The sequence below is a fragment of the Streptococcus sp. AS20 genome, from assembly GCF_000524255.1.
Classification (GTDB): domain Bacteria; phylum Bacillota; class Bacilli; order Lactobacillales; family Streptococcaceae; genus Streptococcus; species Streptococcus constellatus.
In genome coordinates, this window is record NZ_JANS01000006.1 from 15,643 (window position 1) to 38,221 (window position 22,579).

The 22,579-nt window shown below is 38.3% G+C and carries 20 protein-coding genes, 1 tRNA gene, 1 other RNA gene and 1 pseudogene; 2 read left to right on the forward strand and 21 right to left on the reverse strand.

Annotated features, from left to right (window positions below):
* Positions 1–102: 102 nt before the first annotated feature.
* On the reverse strand, positions 103–2,646 hold the full coding sequence (locus HMPREF1514_RS03630; RefSeq protein ID WP_037597303.1) for a M1 family metallopeptidase: 2,544 nt from the start codon (positions 2,644–2,646) through the stop codon (positions 103–105).
* A 131-nt stretch (positions 2,647–2,777) separates the two neighbouring features.
* On the opposite strand from HMPREF1514_RS03630, the gene HMPREF1514_RS03635 reads away from it, so the two are divergent.
* Entirely contained in the window at positions 2,778–3,746 is a 969-nt protein-coding gene (locus HMPREF1514_RS03635) for an NAD(P)/FAD-dependent oxidoreductase (RefSeq protein WP_037597305.1), read from the forward strand.
* A 53-nt stretch (positions 3,747–3,799) separates the two neighbouring features.
* On the opposite strand, the gene HMPREF1514_RS03640 is transcribed toward HMPREF1514_RS03635, so the two are convergent.
* From HMPREF1514_RS03640 to ssrA, 8 genes and pseudogenes are all read right to left on the reverse strand, one after another.
* Complete coding sequence (locus HMPREF1514_RS03640; RefSeq protein ID WP_037597309.1) at positions 3,800–5,491, reverse strand: phospho-sugar mutase; 1,692 nt, start codon at positions 5,489–5,491, stop codon at positions 3,800–3,802.
* Positions 5,492–5,899: 408 nt separating this feature from the next.
* The gene (locus HMPREF1514_RS03645) at positions 5,900–6,574 is read right to left on the reverse strand and encodes a DnaD domain-containing protein (RefSeq protein WP_003069724.1); all 675 of its coding nucleotides are present in this window, start codon (positions 6,572–6,574) and stop codon (positions 5,900–5,902) included.
* Positions 6,575–6,744: 170 nt separating this feature from the next.
* A pseudogene (locus HMPREF1514_RS09805) lies at positions 6,745–6,855 on the reverse strand (homoserine O-succinyltransferase); the annotation flags it as partial.
* A gap of 35 nt (positions 6,856–6,890) precedes the next feature.
* The gene (locus tag HMPREF1514_RS03650) at positions 6,891–7,403 is read right to left on the reverse strand and encodes an adenine phosphoribosyltransferase (RefSeq protein ID WP_006267445.1); all 513 of its coding nucleotides are present in this window, start codon (positions 7,401–7,403) and stop codon (positions 6,891–6,893) included.
* Positions 7,404–7,528: 125 nt separating this feature from the next.
* On the reverse strand, positions 7,529–8,224 hold the full coding sequence (locus tag HMPREF1514_RS03655; RefSeq protein ID WP_037597311.1) for an LrgB family protein: 696 nt from the start codon (positions 8,222–8,224) through the stop codon (positions 7,529–7,531).
* Positions 8,217–8,597: a CidA/LrgA family protein gene (locus HMPREF1514_RS03660; protein WP_003069732.1), complete on the reverse strand. Its 381-nt coding sequence runs from the start codon at positions 8,595–8,597 to the stop codon at positions 8,217–8,219. Before HMPREF1514_RS03660 ends, HMPREF1514_RS03655 begins: the two co-directional genes overlap by 8 nt.
* 144 nt (positions 8,598–8,741) lie before the next feature.
* Positions 8,742–8,829, reverse strand: a tRNA-Ser gene (locus HMPREF1514_RS03665).
* A gap of 8 nt (positions 8,830–8,837) precedes the next feature.
* Positions 8,838–9,187, reverse strand: a transfer-messenger RNA (tmRNA) gene (gene ssrA, locus HMPREF1514_RS09155).
* Positions 9,188–9,323: 136 nt separating this feature from the next.
* On the opposite strand from ssrA, the gene HMPREF1514_RS03670 reads away from it, so the two are divergent.
* Positions 9,324–10,325 (forward strand): YdcF family protein, encoded by a 1,002-nt coding sequence (locus tag HMPREF1514_RS03670; RefSeq protein WP_037597312.1) that lies wholly within the window; start codon positions 9,324–9,326, stop codon positions 10,323–10,325.
* 374 nt (positions 10,326–10,699) lie between these two features.
* On the opposite strand, the gene HMPREF1514_RS03675 is transcribed toward HMPREF1514_RS03670, so the two are convergent.
* The 12 genes from HMPREF1514_RS03675 to atpF all read right to left on the reverse strand — a co-directional run bounded on the left by HMPREF1514_RS03675 (position 10,700) and on the right by atpF (position 22,565).
* On the reverse strand, positions 10,700–12,469 hold the full coding sequence (locus tag HMPREF1514_RS03675) for an ABC transporter ATP-binding protein (RefSeq protein WP_037597314.1): 1,770 nt from the start codon (positions 12,467–12,469) through the stop codon (positions 10,700–10,702).
* Positions 12,470–12,478: 9 nt separating this feature from the next.
* Positions 12,479–14,215: an ABC transporter ATP-binding protein gene (locus HMPREF1514_RS03680; protein ID WP_037597315.1), complete on the reverse strand. Its 1,737-nt coding sequence runs from the start codon at positions 14,213–14,215 to the stop codon at positions 12,479–12,481.
* Between the two features lie 153 nt (positions 14,216–14,368).
* Positions 14,369–15,220, reverse strand: coding sequence for a DNA/RNA non-specific endonuclease (locus tag HMPREF1514_RS03685; protein WP_003069740.1), 852 nt, complete (start codon positions 15,218–15,220; stop codon positions 14,369–14,371).
* A 207-nt stretch (positions 15,221–15,427) separates the two neighbouring features.
* Positions 15,428–15,604, reverse strand: coding sequence for a DNA-directed RNA polymerase subunit beta (locus HMPREF1514_RS03690; RefSeq protein ID WP_003069742.1), 177 nt, complete (start codon positions 15,602–15,604; stop codon positions 15,428–15,430).
* Complete coding sequence (gene murA / locus HMPREF1514_RS03695; RefSeq protein WP_037597318.1) at positions 15,597–16,877, reverse strand: UDP-N-acetylglucosamine 1-carboxyvinyltransferase; 1,281 nt, start codon at positions 16,875–16,877, stop codon at positions 15,597–15,599. The genes HMPREF1514_RS03690 and murA overlap by 8 nt, the downstream gene beginning before the upstream one ends.
* 37 nt (positions 16,878–16,914) lie before the next feature.
* Positions 16,915–17,145, reverse strand: a complete 231-nt coding sequence (locus tag HMPREF1514_RS09160; protein ID WP_084635981.1) for a DUF1146 family protein — start codon at positions 17,143–17,145, stop codon at positions 16,915–16,917.
* 103 nt (positions 17,146–17,248) lie between these two features.
* Positions 17,249–17,668 (reverse strand): F0F1 ATP synthase subunit epsilon, encoded by a 420-nt coding sequence (locus tag HMPREF1514_RS03700; protein WP_003069748.1) that lies wholly within the window; start codon positions 17,666–17,668, stop codon positions 17,249–17,251.
* A 10-nt stretch (positions 17,669–17,678) separates the two neighbouring features.
* Entirely contained in the window at positions 17,679–19,085 is a 1,407-nt protein-coding gene (gene atpD / locus HMPREF1514_RS03705) for a F0F1 ATP synthase subunit beta (protein ID WP_037597319.1), read from the reverse strand.
* A 34-nt stretch (positions 19,086–19,119) separates the two neighbouring features.
* Positions 19,120–19,998 (reverse strand): F0F1 ATP synthase subunit gamma, encoded by an 879-nt coding sequence (locus HMPREF1514_RS03710; protein WP_003069751.1) that lies wholly within the window; start codon positions 19,996–19,998, stop codon positions 19,120–19,122.
* Positions 19,999–20,013: 15 nt separating this feature from the next.
* Positions 20,014–21,519, reverse strand: coding sequence for a F0F1 ATP synthase subunit alpha (gene atpA / locus HMPREF1514_RS03715; RefSeq protein WP_003069752.1), 1,506 nt, complete (start codon positions 21,517–21,519; stop codon positions 20,014–20,016).
* A 15-nt stretch (positions 21,520–21,534) separates the two neighbouring features.
* The gene (locus HMPREF1514_RS03720; RefSeq protein ID WP_037597322.1) at positions 21,535–22,071 is read right to left on the reverse strand and encodes a F0F1 ATP synthase subunit delta; all 537 of its coding nucleotides are present in this window, start codon (positions 22,069–22,071) and stop codon (positions 21,535–21,537) included.
* Positions 22,071–22,565, reverse strand: coding sequence for a F0F1 ATP synthase subunit B (gene atpF, locus HMPREF1514_RS03725; RefSeq protein WP_003037243.1), 495 nt, complete (start codon positions 22,563–22,565; stop codon positions 22,071–22,073). Before atpF ends, HMPREF1514_RS03720 begins: the two co-directional genes overlap by 1 nt.
* Between the last annotated feature and the right edge of the window lie 14 nt (positions 22,566–22,579).

Sequence of the window (22,579 nt, forward strand, 5' to 3'; positions counted from 1 at the left end):
AAAGTCAAGCATTTTCTTTCAAAAACTATCATTTTTAATAAAATATCGAAATACAATAAGAAAAGGCTGAAATTCGCATTCAACCTTTTCTTTTCTATACTGTTATACTGTCGCTTTGATTGCTGCTTCAACAGCTGCTTTTTCTTTGTCAATTAAATCAATACGAGCGGAAATTTCTTTGATTCCCATACTAATGTTACGGCTAATTGCCAAATCAGATAATTGTGGTTCAAAGAAGGCTTTGTATTCTGCTAAACGTTCATGCGTCTTAAAGGTACTTGCTGGATAAATGACAAATTTGTCAAAACTCATATCTCCACCAAGAGCTGCCTTAATCCAATCCCAATTGTCACGCGCCCAAGTCCAGACAGTTCCTTGTGTGAAATCATGTTGTAAGAAAGTAAAATACCAGCTCATTGCTAAATCCTGCGGTTTTACAATATCTTTATTTTTCCATTCTTCTAAAAGTTGAGTGAGTGTTGTTTCGTTCTTCGTATAAGAAAGAGCCGAAGCCAATTGACGTTGGAAGTTGCCGTCAACCGTTGTAATGTATTTTGCTAAATATTTATCGGTCAATTCTTTTGTCTCATGGCGTTTGATTTGGTTAATCAAAATTTGCAAGCGAGTGGCTGCAGGAAGTTTTTCCAAAGTATCGTGATAAGCTTCAAAAATTTGGCTAGCTTTTTGACTCGCTTTTTCATCATCAGCCGCAATCATATTCGCTACAACGATTTGACGAACCAATTCATCTTCATCTGTTTCGCCTGCTTTAGCTTCAAAACCAAGTCGGTCAAAGTTAGCTTGATTCAACTTAACAAGTAATTTCTTAAAAGCAACCTCTGTTTCTGTCCCTTCGTCCACAAAAGTCTTCAAACTATTTAGCACAGCTTTCACAGCAGATACTACAAGATAAGATCTTTCATTGGTCAATTTTTTAACCACTGGAATCAAGTCTGCAAATGAAACGAAACCAGCTTCAGCCAACAAACGACGTTCTTGCACCACTTGCAACTTACTTGTATTATCTAAGTCTGTAATAGTTGCCAAAATATTGTCTAGCAATTCGCCTTGATAATCAGTAATGTAATGCGCTGTATTTTCTGTATTAAAACGAAGTGCTCCTTCATTTTGAGCTGCAAGAGCTGTATAATTTGGAATCTCAAGCGTTTCTGTTTCTAGAGTATCTGGGATACCAGTCCAATTACTATTCAATGGTACAACCCATAGACGACCTTTTTCTTCTTTTTCACCAATAAAGAATTGTTTTTGAGAAATTTTGAGAGTGTCATTTTCCACAATCGCTGTCAAAACAGGATAGCCTGGTTGTTCTAGCCACGAATCCATAAAGGCTGCTACGTCACGTCCTGAAGCTGCACCAAGAGCATTCCATAAGTCACGACCAATTGTATTACCATATTGATGTTTGGCAAAATAAGCATTCAAGCCTTTTGCAAAAGCTTCATCTCCTAGCCAACGACGAAGCATGTGCATGAGACGACTTCCTTTAGCGTAAACAATCGCAGGATCAAATAAGGTATTGATTTCGTCTGGATGTTTTACTTCCACATGGACAGATTGAACACCGTCAGTCGCATCCCGTTTTAGAGCCAGAGGAACGCCACTTGTTTGGAAATCCTCAAAGATGTTCCAAGTTGGTTCAATGGCATTCACACAGACATATTCCATCATGTTGGCAAAGCTTTCATTGAGCCAAAGATCATCCCACCATTTCATTGTGACCAAGTTACCAAACCATTGGTGCGCCAATTCGTGAGCAATCACAAGAGCTACTTGCTGACGACTAGTAACAGTTGAATTTTCGTCTACTAAGAGGTAAACCTCACGATAAGTGACCAAGCCCCAATTTTCCATAGCACCTGCAGAGAAATCTGGTAAAGCTACATGTAAGGATTGAGGAATTGGATACTTCACCCCATAATATTCTTCATAAAAGTCAATAGAGCGAACTGCAATATCTAGGGCAAACTCTAAGTTTGAAGCAGGATGCGCTTTAGTAGAGTATACCCCTACCAAAGTGCCATTCTTTGTTTTAGCTGTAACACCTTGCAAATCGCCAGCTGCAAATGCTAAGAGGTAAGAAGACATACGAGGCGTTGTTGCAAATGTCCAGATACCAGTTGCTTTCCGATTTTCTACATCAATTTCCGGCATATTTGAAAGCGCTATTTCTCCTGCTACTTGGTCGAATTTCAAAGAAAGATCAAAAGTTGCTTTTGCTTCTGGCTCATCTACGCTTGGAAAAGCTTCACGCGCAAAATGACTTTCAAACTGAGTAGAAAGCACTTCTTTTTTAACTCCATCAACAGTATAGTAAGAAGGATAAATTCCTGTCATATTATCTGTAATTTTACCTGTATAAGAGAGAGTTACTTCAACAGTTCCTGAATGACCAAGCTCAATATAAACTGCTTCATTTTCATTATCTACAGAGAATGGGCGTGATTGACCAGCTACTTCGACAGATTGAATCACTAAATCTTTCTGATGAAGTGAGATTTTTTCACCTTTTGCTTCTCCGCTAATAGTTACCTTACCTGTAAATGTTTTTTGCTCCCGATTCAAATCTAAAAAAATCGTATAGTGATTTGGAACAAATGTTTCAATAAAATGTGCAACTGCTTGCATGTATTTCTCCTTAATTAATAATATAATCTGTAACTATTGTATCATAATTCATTCCTGCTAACACGTATTCTTTATAGTTTTCCTACATTTTGTGATAAAATAGAAATACGTTATCATTTTAAGGAGAAATCATGTCTGAAATTTTTGATATTACGATCATTGGTGGAGGTCCCGTGGGACTTTTTGCTGCTTTTTATGCACACATGCGTCAAGCAAAGGTGAATGTGATTGATTCACTTCCTCAGCTCGGTGGACAGCCCGCCATTCTCTATCCTGAAAAGAAAATTCTGGATGTTCCTGGTTTTACTGATTTAACTGGTGAAGAACTGACTGAACGTTTAATTGAGCAACTGAAAACGTTTGAAACAAGCATTCACCTTGATGAGACAGTATTAGATATTGAAAAAAATGATGGATTGTTTTCCTTGACGACAAGTAAAGGAAAACACATTTCAAGAGCAATTTTAATTGCCATGGGAGGTGGAGCTTTTAAACCTCGCTCACTTGATTTGGACAATGTAGAACAATTTGAAAACATTCATTATCACGTTTCCAATATCAATCAATACGCTGGACAAAACATTGTGGTTCTAGGAGGTGGTGATTCTGCAGTGGATTGGGCACTTGCTTTTGATAAAATCGCTCCGACACATATCATCCATCGTCGAGACACCTTCCGAGCTTTAGAACATAGTGTGAATGAATTAAAAGCTTCAAATGTAACAATCAAAACACCATTTGTACCAAATAAGCTTATCGGCGAAGGAAACAAACTTACTCATCTTGAAATCACTAAAGTAAAGAGTGATGAAAAGGAGCTTCTTCCGCTGGATCAACTTTTCGTCAATTATGGCTTTAAATCATCTGTTGGGAACTTAAAAAACTGGGGATTGGAGCTTAATCGTCATAAGATTATTGTGAACAGCAAACAAGAAACTTCTGTTGTAGGAATCTATGCTGCTGGAGATTGTTGCAGCTATGATGGTAAAATTGATTTGATTGCAACTGGTCTTGGGGAAGCTCCTACAGCCATCAACAATGCTATGAATTATATCTATCCAGAACAAAAAGTACAACCAAAACATTCGACTAGTCTTTAAAACGCAAAAAAACTTGAGGTTCTCAAAAGAGAACTTCAAGTTTTTATATGCACCTATTTCACGCTATCCATTTTTTCTCGGCAAGCCTTTTCGATGAGATCGAGTTTTTTAACACTTTCCTTTTCGTCTTTACCAATTGAATAGATGTATAGTTTGATTTTAGGTTCGGTCCCTGACGGTCTGAGTGCATACCATGAACCATCTTTAAAGTAATATTTCAAACAGTTTTGTTTTGGAAAATCAAGGTAGCCATCTTTAAAGTCAATCACTTTTTCAAGTTCCATTGCTCCAACTGTTGTCAAAGGATGTTCTCTAAATTCTTCCATCATGCGAGCGATTCTCTCTTGACCTTCTACACCTTCTAACTCAAGAGAAACTTGTCTTTCATTATAGAAACCAAATTCTGCATAGATATCATTTAAAACATCTAACAGAGTCTTCCCCTGTTTCTTAAAGTAAGCAGCCATCTCCACGATCATCATAGAAGCACTGACAGCATCTTTATCTCTAACAAATGTTCCATAACAGAAACCGATACTTTCTTCGTAACCGAAAACATACGTTTTTTCTTTAGTACGATCATACTCGTTGGCTTTGCCACAAATATTTTTAAATCCAGTCAGGGTTTCTACTGTTTCAATACCATATTTCTTCGCAATCGCTCTAGATAAATCACCTGTAACAATAGATTTCACCATGACAGGATTTTCAGGTAAATTATTGAGAGCAGAACGTTGTGAGAAAATATAATAAGAAAGCAAAGCACCAATCTTATTTCCATTTAAAAAGACATAATCACCGTTTGCATTTCTTACTTCCAGCGCAACACGATCGCAGTCTGGGTCATTGGCAATCAAAATATCACAATCATTTTCTTTTCCAAGTTTTTCAGAATAGGCAAATGCTTTGGGAAATTCTGGATTGGGATAACCAACTGTTGTAAAATCTGGATCAGGAAATTCTTGTTCCTTCACGACATAGATATTTTCAAAACCTCTTCTTTTTAAAATTTCCCTAACCGGAATGTTTCCTGTACCATTCAAAGGCGTATAGCCAACTTTGATAGATTTATCAACATCTTCATTGATGGTCAAGTTAAGAACTTCTTTGTAGTAATCTTCTTCGACAGATGCATCAATATAATTTGCAAGACCACTTTCCAGGGCTTCTTCAAAAGGAATAGATTTGATGTCTTCAAAGTTGACAATTTCATCCATGTGACCTGCAATTTGGCCTGCAATGTCATCTAAAATTTGTGACCCTTCTTCCCAATATGCTTTATAGCCATTGTATTCTTGTGGATTATGACTAGCTGTCACCATCACACCAGCCTTACAGTGCAATTTTCTAATCGCATATGAGCACATTGGTGTGGGATGAATTCCATTGTAAATATATGTTTTGATTCCGTGTGCAGCCATAATAGAGCATGTTAGTTCAGCAAATTCTTTTGATTTATATCTAACATCATAGCTGATTGCAACACCTCTTTTAACAGCTTCTTCACCATGATCTTTTAGTGTTTCAGCCAATGCTTGTGCTGCTTTTCCTACCATATATTTATTCATACGGTTGGTACCAGCACCCAATTTCCCACGAAGACCGGCTGTCCCAAATTCAAGTCCCTTATAAAATCGATCTTCAATTTCAGCTTCATTATCCTTAATAGATAACAAATCAGCTTTTGTTTCTTCATCGAAAAAATCATTGTTTAGCCATTGTTCATAAACTTCTTTATAGTTCATATAACGACTCCTTTTATTATATTATTTCTCACTAATTCCATTCTATACTACCTTTTCATTTTTAGCAATCCTTTTTCTAATTTTTATCTAAAACGCTTGCATTTTTTAGTTTTAATGGAAAAATCTAAAATGCTTTTAGAAGGAATAACTAAATATTTTTCTGAAAAATTAAAAAATTTCTCTCATCCAAATGATTAGGCATTGGCATTTTTATACTCAGTTTTCTATATCCTCCTACTATTCAATCATTAGCTAGAGACTCAACTTTGGATAAATCAGCATCAAAAATGAGCTCTATCATCTCTGAAGTGGATTTTATCACTACAGAAATTATAGAGCCTTCATTATCATTTTTTTACTATTACTTATTTCATGCTCAATTTTTCATGAAAAATAAACTTCAACATCTTAATCACGCCACAAATCCATAGCATTCAAAAAATCATCTGAAACGGTGATATTTTGCGGATTGGTCGTTTCACGTTCCTCTCGCTTCGCTTCGACTTGGCTTACTGTTGTAATACCTTCACGACGCCAATTTCGTAAGATGGCTTGGATATACTTCCAATTTGCTTTGCCGTTAAAAACAGCTTCTCGAAGAGCAGCTGTGACGAGTTCTGGGCTGGTCTTATCATCTTGAATTGTTTTTGTTAAATCTTCTATTTCAAATGGTGTCAAGAGACGACCTAATTCTCTTTGGAAAGTCTCAACCAAGTCTTTTAATTTATTTTGAGAAATAGGCTGTGCGACCGTTGAGTGACTTTCTACAATTTCATCCAATCGTTCAAGTGCTGGCAGTGCATCAAAAACAGCCTCAATCTCACCATTAAGTACAATCGTTTTGTACTGCAACAACCCTTTTTCTGTCAAATTTGACATAGAACGATTGACCTCTGTGACTGACTTCCCAATACTTTCCGCAATCCGATTAGGGGAAATCTCTTCTAATGACGTTGTATTTTGCAAATAGAAAAATTGCCAAACTAAAAAATCATCACTATTATCAAATATCTCATGAAAATGAAAAAGAAGCTCTGTTGGCAATACTAAATTGCCCGTCTTATACGCTGATAAATAAGTCATAACACCTCTTATAAATAAGCAAACAAGAAAGCGACATTAGCTGCATTTTCCCAGTCAAATGGCGTTTCTTGGTAAACAGCATAGTTGATACAATTGTTGAAGAACAGTGCCTCAGCTAGATTCCATCGCAAACATAGAGTTGAAATAATTTTCTGGGATATGGGGATCTAGCGCAACAACTGCGTTTCTGTCACTATTTTTTGCGGCATTAAATTCAAAATCAAGATATTCTCAGATCTTAAAATGTCGACAGCTAATAATTTCTTAATTTTAAATGACATTTTCGCTTAAAGAGGATCTGGCTTTCACTTATATCTTAATAGTGCATGAGAACCTTATAATCGTAGTCGCCAATTGCTTCGCGACCTTTAAGCTCATCTAATTCAATAAGGAAAGCACAGCCTGCAACGATACCACCTAGTCGTTCAACCATCTCAATCGTTGCCTTAACCGTTCCGCCCGTTGCAAGGAGGTCGTCAACAATCAGTACACGTTGTCCAGATTTGATGGAGTCTGCATGCATTGTTAAGGTATCTATACCGTACTCTTTTTCATAACTAGCTGAGATAACCTCACGGGGTAACTTCCCAGGCTTACGTACTGGAGCAAAACCAACACCAAGCTCATAAGCTACTGGACATCCAACAATAAAACCACGCGCTTCTGGACCAACAATCATGTCAATTTTCTTGTCTGTAGCATATTGAACAATTTCTCGAATGGCATAGCTGTATGCATTTCCATCTGCCATCAATGGGCTAATATCACGAAATAAAATTCCTTCTTGTGGATAATTTTCAATGGTTGCAATATAATCTTTTAAATCCATAACTGTCTTTCTATCAAAAAGTTTTTACTCCCTATTATACCATGTTTTTTAGGAAATAGGGCAGAAAAGTTTCTTAGTACAAGATTTTTTATTCTATTAAAAATGACAAGTCGTTCTAACTCTTTCTATTTCAAAATAATACTTGCGACAATCGGACTGACAATGACATACATAATCCCTGTCACTCCAATAGCCAGACCAGCCATAGCTCCTGCAACTTGTCCGTATTTAAAGGCTGTTCCAGTGCCAACAGCGTGACCCGTTCCTCCAAGAGCTAAACCCACTGCAACTGGATCTTTGATTTTTAAAATTCTTAAAACAGTCGGGCCTATCACACTTGTCAAGATTCCTGTTGCTACTACGACCACCAAAGTCACTGTCGTTAGCCCTTGCATTTTATCCGTAATTCCAACCGCCATAGCTGTTGTGACTGATTTTGGAAAGAGTGAAATGGCTAAGAAAAAATCCATTCCAAAAGCCTTTGCGACCAAAGCTGTAAAACTGGTATTAACCACTACTGCTACAAAAGTACCAAGCAAAATGCTTCTGGCGTGGTGTTTCATGAGATGAAATGTTTTATACAAAGGAATTCCTAACGCAACCGTTGATGGCACAATGAGATTATTTAAATAGGTCCCACCAACATAGTAATTCTTGTAGGAAATTCCTGTCAATTTTAAAAATACAATAACAAATATGGTGGCGAGCAACAAAGGAGTTGTCAATGGATGAGGAAATCTGCGAAATATCAGCATTCCTACTAAATAAGCAAAGATCGATAAAGCCAAACCAAATAAGGGATTGCCCCACAAATTAGACATTTCTTGTTTCTCCTTCTCCGTAGTCGCCTTCAAAGCGATTTTTAATCAAATGAACAACCACAGCAATGACAATCACATTAATGACAATCGCTCCGACAATAATCAAAACAATCGGCAATAAATAAGGAGCAATGACATGAAATTTATCCATAATTCCTACAGCCGGCGGCAAAAATAGAATCGTCATATTGGCTAATAAAAAGTTTCCCACCATGCTCACATGCCGCAATCGTAAAATCTTAAATTGCAAAGCCAAAAAAAGAAAAATTAAACCGATAATACTTCCTGGAATCGGCAAATGAAAAAGATAGGAAATCCCTTCTCCTATCAAAGAAATCGAAAAAATAATCATCAATTGTACATATAATTTCACAAGAAACCTCCAAACTTTCTAGTAACAGTCTACTACTTTTCAGAAAAATTTCAATATTTTTCAAAAAATAAATGAGTGAATTCGTTTCTCACTCATTTTATCTTCTAGTAAAAAAACGCCACCAATGAGCGTTTTGTACCAAAACGGAAGACATGGGATTCGAACCCACGCACGCTTTTACACGCCTACTGCGTTTCCAACACAGCCTCTTAAACCTCTTGAGTAATCTTCCACGTTTATAAATGGAGCCGGTGGGAATCGAACCCACGTCCAAACACCTGCCAACACATTTGTCTACAACCATAGGTTATGTATTGGATTTAACTTCGCTTTGACACATAACTCAAGCCAAAGCCAAGCGAGTCTATTAATCTCTTATCAAGTCCCTAGACAAGACTTAATCGTATCTCGCTATTATTAAGACCTGTCATCGAACACGAGCGATCCAAATCTGGTCACGCTGGCTGTTTTTTAGGCAGCTAAAGCGTAAGAATTATTATTTTTTGCAGTTATATTTAACTGGCGCTTTACATCCGCTCGATGAGTCGCAAAATGTGCCTCATAATGCCTGTCGAATCCGTAACGACCCCAAGACATAAAAATATTATACCATATTTTTTAATAATATTTCAATTTTTAAGTCCATTGTTTTTTAAATCTACTTTTTTACAGGAACTTTTATGCTATACTAAAAAGGAATCTGTTTGAAAGGATTGTTATCACATTATGGTATTGCATCTTGTTTGGTTTCTTCCTGCTCTGCTTTTTTTCATTTTATTTTATATAGAGCCAAGGCGACTCTTCCATGCATATTTCCTTAGTATCATTCTTATTTTATTCGCCCTAATTATTTCTGGTCGTTTTGTAGTCCATATTGAGCAACTTGCCAATAGAAATCTAACAATGCTTATTTTACTCATCCTAGCCTTTTTCATTCCATTGAGTGTCATAGCTCCATCTAGTTATCTCATTTTTAATGGCCGGCAGATGATGATTTATGAAGGTAGGCATATAGCTAATCTCCTCTCCCTCTTTTATGGTATCACCATTGCTCTTTCCCTAGTGCTTACTTTTTTCTTCCCTCATTTTATCTTTCTTCATAAGATTCTATCTCTTACAAATGGACTTCTAATTTATGGTAGCTATCTTTATGCGTCCTATATCCTTTACGGTTTTGTTTATAATATATTCCCCGTCATAAAACGTCCGGACTATCTTATCATCTTAGGTTCAGGATTGATTGGTGACCGAATACCGCCTCTTCTCGCTCAACGACTCGAAAAGGGGAAGACGATGTATGAAAAATTTCATAACCATCCCAAAATTGTCGTTTCTGGAGGACAAGGTGTCGATGAACCAATAGCAGAAGCAGAAGCAATGGCGCAATATTTAAGGCAAGTAGGTATTCCACAAGAGGATATTATAATTGAACGGCAGTCAACCAATACCTTAGAAAATTTGCAGTTTAGCAAAACTATTTTAGACGAAAAAAGTAAGGAAAATTACTATTGCTTGGTCATCACCAATTCTTTCCACTCTTTGCGAGCTGGTATTTACATGCGAAAACTTGGCTTAAAAGGGCGAAGCATCGGATCTAGGACTGCTCTTTATTTTCTCCCATCAGCTTGGATTCGCGAAACAATCGGACTGATTGTACTCTATTGGAAATGGCACGCTATTTTTCTTGGATTTTATTTCATTATTTGGCTGATTAATCTCTTTCGATAATGTAATCTTTGCAGCTATTTGCCTTAATGGAACCATTCACAAGCCATGATTAAAAACTATCAACTAGGATAACGGGCAAACTAAAATGAATGCTTGCTATCGACTAGGACAACTATGTATAAAACACGTTCTTGTTATCAGCCTAGCTGACATGTAAAACGAAACCTATTCCCTACATCTCCCAAACTGATCGAAGAAATGGACTGTCCCCTCAAAGATGTTGTGAAAAATAGTCGCGATACAAAATGATTGCCGTTCAATCTTAGTACGATCAAAAATAAAAAAACACGAACTCGTCCAAATTAGCTAACTGCTAGTCTAGACTGAGGTCGTGTTTTCATTACTTTGAGAGGCTTTGTCTATTCTCTTACTTACTAAGCTTCTTTCTTAGCAAATTGGCTCGTATATAAATCATAATAGAAGCCTCTATCAGCTAGAAGTGATTCATGAGTTCCTTGTTCAATAATTTGTCCGTCTTTAAGCACTAAAATTTTATCAGCTTCTTGAATTGTCGATAAGCGGTGAGCAATGACAAAGCTTGTCCGTCCTTGCATGAGGTTCTTCATCGCTTTTTGAATCAAGAGCTCTAAGCGCGTATCAACCGACGAGGTTGCTTCATCCAAAATTAAGATTTTGGGATTTGCCAATAGTGCGCGCGCAATGGTCAATAATTGTTTTTGCCCCAGCGAGATATTGCTAGACTCCTGATTCATTTCCATATTATAACCACCTGGAAGTGTCCGAATGAAATGATCTACATTAGCAGCTTTGGCAGCGTCCACAATTTCTTCATCTGTTGCACTCAGATTTCCAAAACGCAAGTTATCCTTGACTGTCCCTTCATAGAGCCAAGCGTCTTGCAAGACCATGCCAAATTGCTTGCGGTAATCTTGGCGCGATAAGTTACGAATATCGTGACCATCAACAGAAATTGAACCTGCTGTTACATCGTAAAAGCGCATAAGTAGATTGATGAGGGTGGTCTTTCCAGCACCGGTCGGACCGACAATTGCTACCATTTCACCCGGCTTTACCTCCAAATTGAAGTCGCGAATGAGCGGTTTGCTTTCTACATATTGAAAATCAACATGTTGAAAACTAACCTGTCCTGTCAAATCATGTTCTAATTGCTCTTTTATATCCGTTACTTCGTCTGGTTCATCTAATACTTGGAAAACACGATCCAGCGAAGACTTAGCACTTTGTAATTGCCCAGCTAACTGCGTTAAATTTTGAATTGGTTGGTTTACTTGCCATACATATTGTACAAAAGCTTGCATGTTCCCAATTGTTAATTGTCCAGAAATGACTTGCAAACCACCAACGACCGCTACAAGCAGATAAGTCAAATCTGAAATTGCGTTCAAAATTGGCATCATCAAGCCAGAAATAAAACTAGCTTTGAACCCGACTTCTTGGAGGTTTTCCGTGATTTCTCGAAAATCGTCTGAAGATGTTTCTTCACGACCATAGAGTTTCAGCACATTAAAACCAGTTAGATTTTCTTGAACAAATCCATTCATGACACCTAGCGTATCTGCTTGCTTTTTAAAATACGGTTGTGATTTTTTCAAAATAAAGTTCGCCCCAAAATAGGTCAACGGAATGCTAGCAATCACTATCAAAGCCAGTTGAAAATTAAGATACAAGACCATTCCGATAACTAAGGTAATGGTCAAAACCGCATTTACAACTTGTAAGAATGATTGTTGAAGCGCATTTGAGACAGTCTCTACATCACTGGTAAAGCGCCCTAGCAAATCTCCAAATTGATGCTTATCAAAGTAAGAAACTGGAATTTGATTAATTTTAGAACTCAACTCATTGCGCATGTCACGTACTGTATTTTGCACTGCATTGGTCATAAAATAATTAGAATAGTAAGCCCCAATTTCATAGAATAAACCACGCAAAAGGTAAAGTGCCATTACCCCAAAGACATATGTTGTGTTTATGCTGGCGCCTTCGACTCCTTTTGCTATGTCCAGCACATTTCGTGTCAATTCTGTAATAGCAAGACCAAGTACAAAAGGCTCTAGCACGCTCATCACAATACTCACCACCTTCAAAAAGATAGCAAAGATTACTGAGAGTTTATAAACTTTTAAGTAACTCCACAAGCGCATAAAACTATGTTGTTTCATCTTTCCCTCCTATTCTTCTGTTAGTGATTGACTATTAAGCTGAGAATTAGCAATTTCGCGATAGATATCGTTTTGTCGCAACAATTCTTCATGTGTTCCGCGCCCGACGATTTCTCCCTTATCCAGAACAATAATCTGATCTGCATCCATTATGGTTCCCACACGTTGTGCTACAATCAATACAGTAGCATTTTGCGTAACTTCTTTGAGTCGACTTCGAAGAATGGCATCGGTCTTATAGTCCAACGCAGAAAATGAATCATCAAAGATATAAATATCTGGTTCTTTCACGACAGCACGTGCGATAGAAAGGCGTTGCTTTTGCCCACCTGAGAGATTGCTTCCCCCTTCAGCTAAATGGGTTTCAAAGCGTTCTTCCTTACTTTCGATAAAATCTCTAGCTTGTGCTACATCTGCCGCTTGTGTCAATTCTTCATAACTGGCATGTTCTTTCCCATACCGCAGATTTTCTGCGATTGTTCCCGTAAACAGCAAAGCCTTTTGTGGAATGAAGCCTATCTTCTGCCGCAATGCTTTTAGATTATAGGATCGCACATCTACCCCATCCACTAAAATTTTTCCTAAAGTTACATCATAGAAGCGTGGAATTAACTGCACCAGAGATGATTTCCCTGAACCTGTTGAACCAATAAAGGCAATTGTTTCACCAGGTTTTGCTTTGAAGGAAATATTATGCAAGACTGGACTCTCTGTTTCACCAGGATATGCAAAGGTAACATTGTCAAACTCTAAATAACCATGACTGTCTGTCTCAGTCACACCATCTTCGTTTGGATTGATTGAAATGGGCATTTCCATTACTTCTTTCAACCGTTCACTCGAAACAGCAGTTCTAGGATACATAGTAAACAAGCTAGACAGCAACAGAAATGACAGCAATGCATGAAAACTGTATTCGATAAAAGCAACTAAATCGCCAATTTGCAAATCTCCTGTACCTAGTGGTTTTAAAGCAAAGCAGACAATGGCAACAATCATCGCGATGATAATTTGAACAAAAAGAGGTTCTGTCAAACCAGTTAACTTGAACAGACGATTCGAATTATTCGCATAAATGTCATTTTGTGAAGCAAAACGCTCTTCTTGAAATTCTTCTCGAGCAAAAGCACGAATAACGCGCAACCCCATTAAATTCTCACGTGCGTATTGATTGATTTTATCTAAAGTTTTTTGTTGTTTTTCTGATAAAGGACGAGTCTTGACTGCTATATACCAAACGACAATGCCGAGGAAAGGAACAGAAATTGCAACAATCCAAGCCAAGGAAGGACTAGTGAAAAAAATCATCATCACACTAGACATCATCATCATTGGTGTAATGACACCCATTTTTAGGGATTGCTCTGCGAACTGCATCAAAACAAAAGCATCACTGGTAATCCGTGTCACTAAGGATGAAACACCAATCTGCTCGTATTCATGATGGGAATACTCTTGCAATTTGTCGTAGATGTCATTACGCATATCACGCACCATACTCGTTGTCAACTTACCAGCTGCATAAGAAAGCACGATCCGCCCCAAAATTCCCAACAAAATCACAATAAGCATCACAATCGCCCAATAATACAAACGGTTGCTGTCTTCTTGGTTAATCCCTTCATCAATCATCCGTGCTAAAACAGTCGGTAAACCGAGATTCACCACAACAAAGAAGACAGCACCAAAGAAATCCAATAGCAACCATTTTGGATATTTTTTCAAATAAGACCAAATATACTTCATGTTTCTCCTCCCTACATCATAAAATAATCCGCAATAAAAAAGCACTTATACACTTTTTAGACAAAATAGAGCGTGCCAAAGCACGCCTATGCAAAAACAGTATAACAAAAAGATGATAAAAATGCAAAAGCATATGGGCTATTAACTCCAAATTTAGTTGGTGACCGTCACTTCTCCTGTCTGATAATTTAATCGAATTCCTGTCTGTACGTTTGGCACAAAGACATTTATTTCCAAACTACCGTCGCTAGACTTGGCTTCAATATGTGAACCAACCGGTACTAAATCCTGCTCACTTGCGTAAATCAAGGTCACTCGATACCGAACTCGTTTATTTTTATCAAGAGCTTTACGTACTTTCGTTTCATAAAAATTTTGACCTGTAGAATGGCTAGCATTTGCTTGATTCGCCCAAGCCGTTTGCACCGCAATATTTTTGGGATTGCTAGTCGAAGCATCAAAGCCTTTCAAGTTACCAATCAAGGCATAACCCAGCAGATGTCCACGATCAACTGCATGATGATATTCACCCGATAAATGCTTCACCTGATGCCAGCCAGCAGGTGTCCAAGTTGTTGAACCATTACCTGTTTCTTCACGATTCCTATACTGACGAGTAGCTTTGGACAAAAGAGCATTTGCTACCGTTGGAACAGTTCGACCTCTGACCAATTTTGTCTTATTATCCGCATAAGGAATACTTCCCACTTTAGCATCTAAATCATTTTTATTCTCATTGACAATAAAAGCCCCTGCGCCATTCCACTCGATTTTCCCTTTGAGCTGTCGTTTAACAGATTCTGTTAAAACGCTCTGTGCTAATTCTTGACTGGGTGCTGCATAATTCTTACGAATACTCCTGTTAATAGCAGTGCTGTCAGAATGCTTCGTACTGCTATGATTATGATAATTGCTAAAAGAATAACCTCCCAGCGCAAGAACAAGTGCAAGAAATACGCCTGCTACACTTTGCGCTACTTTCTGGTTGGATTTCTTTCTCGCCATTTCTACTCCCCTTTAAATAAATAGGAGGGGGTGGGACTACAAAGTCAATTTCTACGAAATCACGACTTTTGTCTCACTCCCTCAAAGTTATTGCCCTCTAAAAACTGATACACTCAACAACTAGAAGTCACGCAATTACTGCGTCTTGTAATCGAACATTTTTGAATAAGAAGTTAGTTTTTATTTTGCCTCTTTTTGCTATTAAGATTATCGTCCTGTAAATTTGCTGATAATGGTATGCCATTTATCTAGTGATAAAATTGACCACGGATCCTTACCACCATATCCTACCACTAATCCAACTGCAAACAAAATCAAACCAAACAATAAGACTGCCAAAACAATTCCGACTTGTTTTTTAACATATTTCAAATTATTATTCATCGTCTTCTTCCTTCACTCGCTTAATATTTGCACCCAAATTAGCCAGTTTTTTATGAAATTGATAATAACCTCTATCTAAATGAGTTAGTTGACCTACTTTTGTTTCACCGTCTGCAACCAAACCTGTCAAAATTAGCGCAGCACTCGCACGCAAGTCCGTTGACATCACTTCAGCTCCTTGCAAAGCTTGACCACCAACGATACGAGCTGTATCTCGCATAATTTCCGAGTGTAAACCCATTCGACGCATTTCTTCCAGATGTTGGAAACGATTCTCAAAAACAGTCTCAATCATAGTGGATTCACCCTTAGCAACCGTCATCAAAGTTGTAAATTGTGCCTGCATATCTGTCGGAAAACCAGGATGAGGAAGAGTTTTGACATTGACTGCTCTTAGTTTAGAAATGTCAGATTGAATACGGATACCCTCATCTTCCTCCGTAACAGACACACCCATTTCTAGCAATTTCGCAATAAGTGGACGATTATGCTCCCAAATAGCATCTTGCACAAGGACATTACCGCCAGTCATAGCAGCGGCTACCATAAAAGTCCCGGCTTCAATGCGGTCTTGTACTACACTGTGGCTTGTCCCCATCAGCTCCTCAACTCCAGTAATGGTTAGTGTTTCTGTACCAGCACCACGAACTTTAGCCCCCATTTTGTTCAATAAAACAGCTAAATCAACAATCTCCGGTTCGCGCGCTGCATTTTCAATCACTGTTACACCATCCGCTAAAGTTGCTGCCATCATGATATTTTGCGTTGCACCCACGCTTGGAAAATCCATGTAAATATGAGCTCCATGCAATCGGTTAGCTTTGGCCTCAATAAATCCAGCCGTCTGCTTAATTTCAGCTCCCATTGCCTCCAATCCTTTCAAATGAAGGTCAATAGGACGACTTCCAATCGTACAGCCACCAGGCATAGAAACTTTGGCATAACCATTTCTTGCCAAAATCGGACCTAATACCACGATAGAAGCACGCATTTTACTCACATATTTATAAGGAGCTTCTTCGCTCAACGGCTGTGTAGCATCCACCGTAATCCTGTTTTCTTCTTGTTCAAAAGTCACTTTTGTATTCAATCCACGAACCACATTGTTCATCGTAAATACATCAGATAGAACCGGAACATTGGTTAGAGTTGTTTTCCCTGTCGTCGCTAGAATAGTTGCTGCAAGCAAAGGCAAAACAGCATTTTTGGCACCTTCAATTTTAACCGAACCGACTAATGGATTCGAACTGCCTTGTATAATAATTTTATCCATATTTCTCCAAAACACCTATTATATTTCTTTTCTTATCCTATAAATTACTATTAAACACATCTCGTCCCAATGTATAGAGACTGAGGAAGAAAGAACTGAGCAAAAACCCTAACGCAATACTAAACAATAAAATTAGAAATCGAATCTTAAGAGCATTGTCAGCATTCACCTTTAATAGTTTTTCCCAATTCACAACAGTAGAAAGCAAGTGAAATGAAAGAAAAATAAAAATCATGTAGCTACTAAGCGTAAAAATTAACTGAATCATATCCCCATTATACCAAAAAAATAGATGAGAGCAAACTATCAGACACAAATCAGGTACTGATAGCAAAAACGCCATTATAAAAAGGCCAATTGGCCTTTTCGTATTATAATCTTGTTCCAACGTTAATTCGATTAATGGCACGTTGAAGGGCAATTCTGGCACGACGTTCTTGGTCAATTAAATGCTTTTCCTGTGCTTCTTCAATGGCACGCTCGGCACGCAATTTTGCTCTTTCAGCACGACTGATGTCAATATCACGAGCGCGTTCAGCAGAGTCTGCAACGATGGTAATCAAATTATCAGCAACTTCGACAATTCCACCATTCACCGCAATCCAATTGACATGATCTTCTTCATCAATCCGCTTCACTTTGACCTCATCGACAGCCAAAACAGCAATCATGTTTTCATGATGCGGCAAAATCCCCATTTCTCCATCAAGAGTTTTAACGGAAACAAACGTTGCATGATGATCAAAAACCAGACCGTCAGGTGTAACGATTTGTACTGTCATTTGAGCCATAAGTCACCTCTTAGAATCCCATTTTTTCAGCTTTAGCAACCACATCTTCAATAGAACCAACGCCGCGAAAGGCATCTTCAGGAAGATGATCATATTTACCTTCAAGAATTTCTTTAAAGCCACGAACCGTATCAGCAACTGGCACATAAGAGCCTGGTTGACCGGTGAATTGTTCCGCCACATTAAAGTTTTGTGATAAGAAGAACTGAATCCGACGTGCACGAGCAACTAAGGTCTTTTCTTCGTCTGACAATTCATCCATACCCAAAATAGCAATAATATCTTGCAATTCATGGTAACGTTGAAGGACGCGTTTTACTTCTGCTGCAACAGCATAATGCTCTTCACCGACAATTTCAGGAGCAAGCGCACGTGAGCTAGAAGCAAGCGGATCTACTGCTGGATAAATACCTAATTGTACCAATTTCCGTTCAAGGTTAGTTGTTGAATCTAAATGAGCAAAAGCTGTAGCTGGCGCAGGGTCAGTATAGTCATCAGCTGGCACATAGATAGCCTGAATTGAGGTAACAGAACCTTTTTTCGTTGATGTAATACGTTCTTGTAATTGCCCCATTTCAGTAGCCAAGGTTGGTTGGTAACCCACAGCTGATGGCATACGACCAAGAAGGGCTGACACTTCAGAACCTGCTTGAGTGAAACGGAAGATATTGTCAATGAATAAAAGAACATCTTGACCTTCCACATCACGGAAATACTCTGCAATCGTTAACCCAGTCAAAGCTACACGCATACGTGCTCCAGGCGGTTCATTCATTTGCCCAAAGACCATAGCTGTCTTTTCGATAACACCAGATTCTTTCATTTCCCAGTACAGGTCATTCCCTTCACGAGTCCGTTCCCCAACACCAGTAAAGACTGAAATCCCACCGTGTTCTTGGGCTATATTATGAATCAACTCTTGAATCAAGACAGTTTTCCCAACGCCAGCACCACCGAAGAGGCCGACTTTCCCACCTTTGAGGTAGGGAGCTAAAAGGTCAATAACCTTTATTCCTGTTTCTAAGATTTCTGATGAAGTAGATAACTCATCAAAAGTTGGAGCTTTTTTATGGATTGGTTGACGTTCTGCATCTTCACCAAATGGAGTATCCAAATCAATGGTATCGCCTAAAACGTTAAAGACGCGACCAAGTGTTTCTTTCCCAACTGGAACAGAAATTGGTCGACCAGTATCTAGAACTTCCATGCCACGAGTCAACCCATCAGTGGATTCCATGGCAATAGTTCGAACCACTCCATCACCAAGCTCAAGAGCCACTTCAAGGACGATTTTTGATTTATTTTCGTCATTTTTATAGACTACAAGTGCATTATTTATCTCAGGTAATTTATCACCAGCTGCAAACGAAACGTCAACGACTGGTCCGATAACCTGAGCAATTTTGCCTGAGCTCATTCTTTTCTCCTCTATCTATTTATTTTATGTGACACTATTCTAGTGCACTTGCACCCGCCACAATTTCAGTAATTTCTTGCGTGATAGCAGCTTGTCTAGCACGGTTATACTGAATCGTTAAATCACTGATAACTTTCTTTGCGTTATCTGTTGCTGTCTGCATGGCGGTCATTCCTGCTGCATTTTCAGCAGTTTTCGCATCAATAATTGCCCCATAAATCATACTCTCAGCAAATTGAGGCAACAATTGATCCAAAATGACATCACGACTTGATTCCAATTCCAAATTCAAAACGTAGTCTTCATCTGCTTCATTTGGATCCAAATCCACAATTGGAAGCATTTGTTCAACACGCATTTGGCTTGTTAAACTATTGACGTGATGATTATAACAAACATACAATTCATCAAATAATTCGTTTTGATACATTTCAACCGTTTTGTTAATGATTTTACGGACTTCATCAAAGCTTGGTTGATCTGCTAAACCACGCAGTTCATAAATTGGTTGAAGACCACGAGCACGAAAGAAATCCGAACCCATACTTCCGATTGAAATAATGACAAAATCATCTTTATCATGGTATTCCGCAAAAAGTTCCATCATGGATTTGAGAATGGTCGCATTATAACCACCTACCAAGCCACGATCCGATGTGATAACGATATAAGCCGTTTTCTTAACCGGACGACTAACAAGCATAGGATGGTATTTGGAATTTTGAGCTTCATGTCCGTGAAGTAAATCCGTCAATAATTTTCTGACTTTAGAAGCATAGATTTGAAAATTTTTGGCTGCTTCTTCAGATTTTCCCAACTTTGCAGCAGACACCATCTGCATAGCATTTGTGATTTGACTGGTGTTTTTTGTGGATGCAATTTTATTTTTTATATCATTTAATGAAACTGCCATCTGACACCTCTCTTCTTACTTGAAGCTAGACTGATTGATAAATTCAGTAATTGCAGCATCTAAAGCAGCTTCTTCTGGAAGATCTTTTGTCCGACGAATAGTTTCATAGATGCCTTCATGATGAGCATCAAAGTAATCAAACAATTCTGCTTCAAAACGAAGAATATCATCAACTGGTACACTATCCAAGAAGCCATGTGTCAATGCATACAAGATAACCACTTGTTTTTCAACTGGTAGTGGTTCATGAACAGGCTGTTTCAATACTTCTACTGTCCGACGACCACGGTTTAACTTTGCTTGTGTCGCAGCATCCAAATCACTACCAAACTTGGTAAAGGCTTCTAGTTCACGATAAGAAGCAAGGTCGATACGGAGTGTACCAGCTACCTTCTTCATAGCTTTTATCTGAGCAGAACCACCTACACGCGATACAGATGAGCCGGCATCAATAGCTGGTCGAACCCCCCCATTAAAGAGACTATCGCTCAAGAAGATTTGACCGTCTGTAATGGAAATCACATTAGTTGCGATATAAGCTGAAATGTCTCCTGCTTGTGTTTCAATAAACGGCAACGCTGTGATAGAGCCACCGCCTAGTTCATCTGAAACTTTTGCAGACCGTTCCAAAAGACGGCTGTGAAGATAGAACACATCTCCAGGGAAAGCTTCACGACCTGGTGGACGACGAAGTAAAAGTGACAGTTCACGATAGGCAACCGCTTGTTTGGATAAATCATCATAAACAATCAAAACGTGTTTACCATTATACATAAATTCTTCTGCCATTGCCACACCAGCATAAGGAGCCAAAAACAGCAATGGTGACGGTTGAGAGGCTGACGCCGTCACAACGATTGTATAATCAAGCGCTCCATACTGACGAAGCGTTTCTACTTGCGTACGAACCGTTGACTCTTTCTGTCCAATAGCAACGTAGATACAAATCATATCTTGTCCCTTTTGGTTCAAAATCGCATCAATTGCAATACTTGTTTTACCAGTTTGACGATCTCCGATAATCAATTCCCGTTGACCACGACCAATTGGTACCAAAGCATCAATCGCTTTCAACCCCGTTTGAAGAGGTTCTGATACAGATTTCCGTTGCATAACTCCTGGAGCAGGCGTTTCAACTGGGCGTGTCTTGTCTGTCTTGACTTCACCAAGTCCATCAACCGGACGACCAAGTGGATCAACAACCCGCCCAATCAAAGCATCCCCAACCGGTACTTCCATGATTTTACCAGTACGACGGATTGTATCACCTTCGCGAATATCAGTAAAATCACCTAGAATGATAATCCCAACATCTGTTGATTCTAAGTTTTGTGCCATACCATATGAGCCATTTTCAAAAATCAACAACTCACCACTCATGGCATTGTCAAGACCATGGGCACGTGCGATTCCATCACCAATATAAGTGACGACCCCTGTTTCCGTGACGTCAAAATTTGGCTGGAAATTTTCAATTTGTTGCTTAATCAAAGCGCTGATTTCTTGTGCGTTAATCGCCAAAATTCACACCACTTTCTATTTCAATTTTTCTTTTACTATTTGTAATTGACGTTTAATACTTGCATCAATTGTCTTATTATTAGCAGTGATGATAAAGCCACCAATAAGACTCGCATCAAGTTCTTCTTTTAAGGAACGAACTTGCAATCCAAATTTTCGTTCAACAATTGGAATAATTTTGGATTTTTGAGTCTCAGATAAAGTCTGAACGGATTTAATCGTCACTTCAAATTCATTACTAATCATTTCAAGCTGATGAAGACTTTCTACTAAAATGTCATAAAAAAGATCTTCACGATGATTGTGAATAATAACTTCAATGAAGTTGTCAATCAAAAGCGAATCAGATCCTTGAAAATAGCGAAGGCTTTTTTCTTTTTCTGTATCATCAACACCAATGTGTGATAGAAAGGCAACTAAATTTGTATCATCCAAAATGTCTTTCATTTGATGAAGCTGTTCAAAGACATCTTTTTGTTGCCCTTTTTCAATCACAAGCTGGACAAAAGGTGTGGTATATTTTTCAATTACCGCAAATCTTTTTTTGTCCATTAAGCATCTCCTAGCTTGTCAATGTAGCGGTCAATCAACTCTTTGTGAGCTTCTTGATCCAACTGTTGGCCTAAAATTTTACTAGCAAGATTTACAGTCAAATCAGCTACATCACCTTTAATACTGTTCAAGGCTTCTGCTTTGGTTTGAGCAATTTCTTGATTTGCTTTCTCTTTTAAACGTCCAGCTTCGTCAGCTGCATCTGCCAAGATTCCTGCCTTATTTTTCTCAGCAGTTTCTTTAGCATTCTCAATAATGGTTGTCGCTTCCTGACGACTACCTGCTAATTCTGTTTCTCTTTTTTGCGCTAAATCTTCTGCTTTTTGACGAGCTGATTCTGCACCATCAATATCATCTGAAATCTTTTTAGCACGTTGCTCAAAAGTACTTGTGATATTCTCCCAGGCAAATTTCTTGATTAAAATGATTAACAGAAGAAATGAGCCTGCTACAAGGATAAAATCCCCAATAAGACTACCTAAAGTAATATTCATCTCTTATCTCCTTT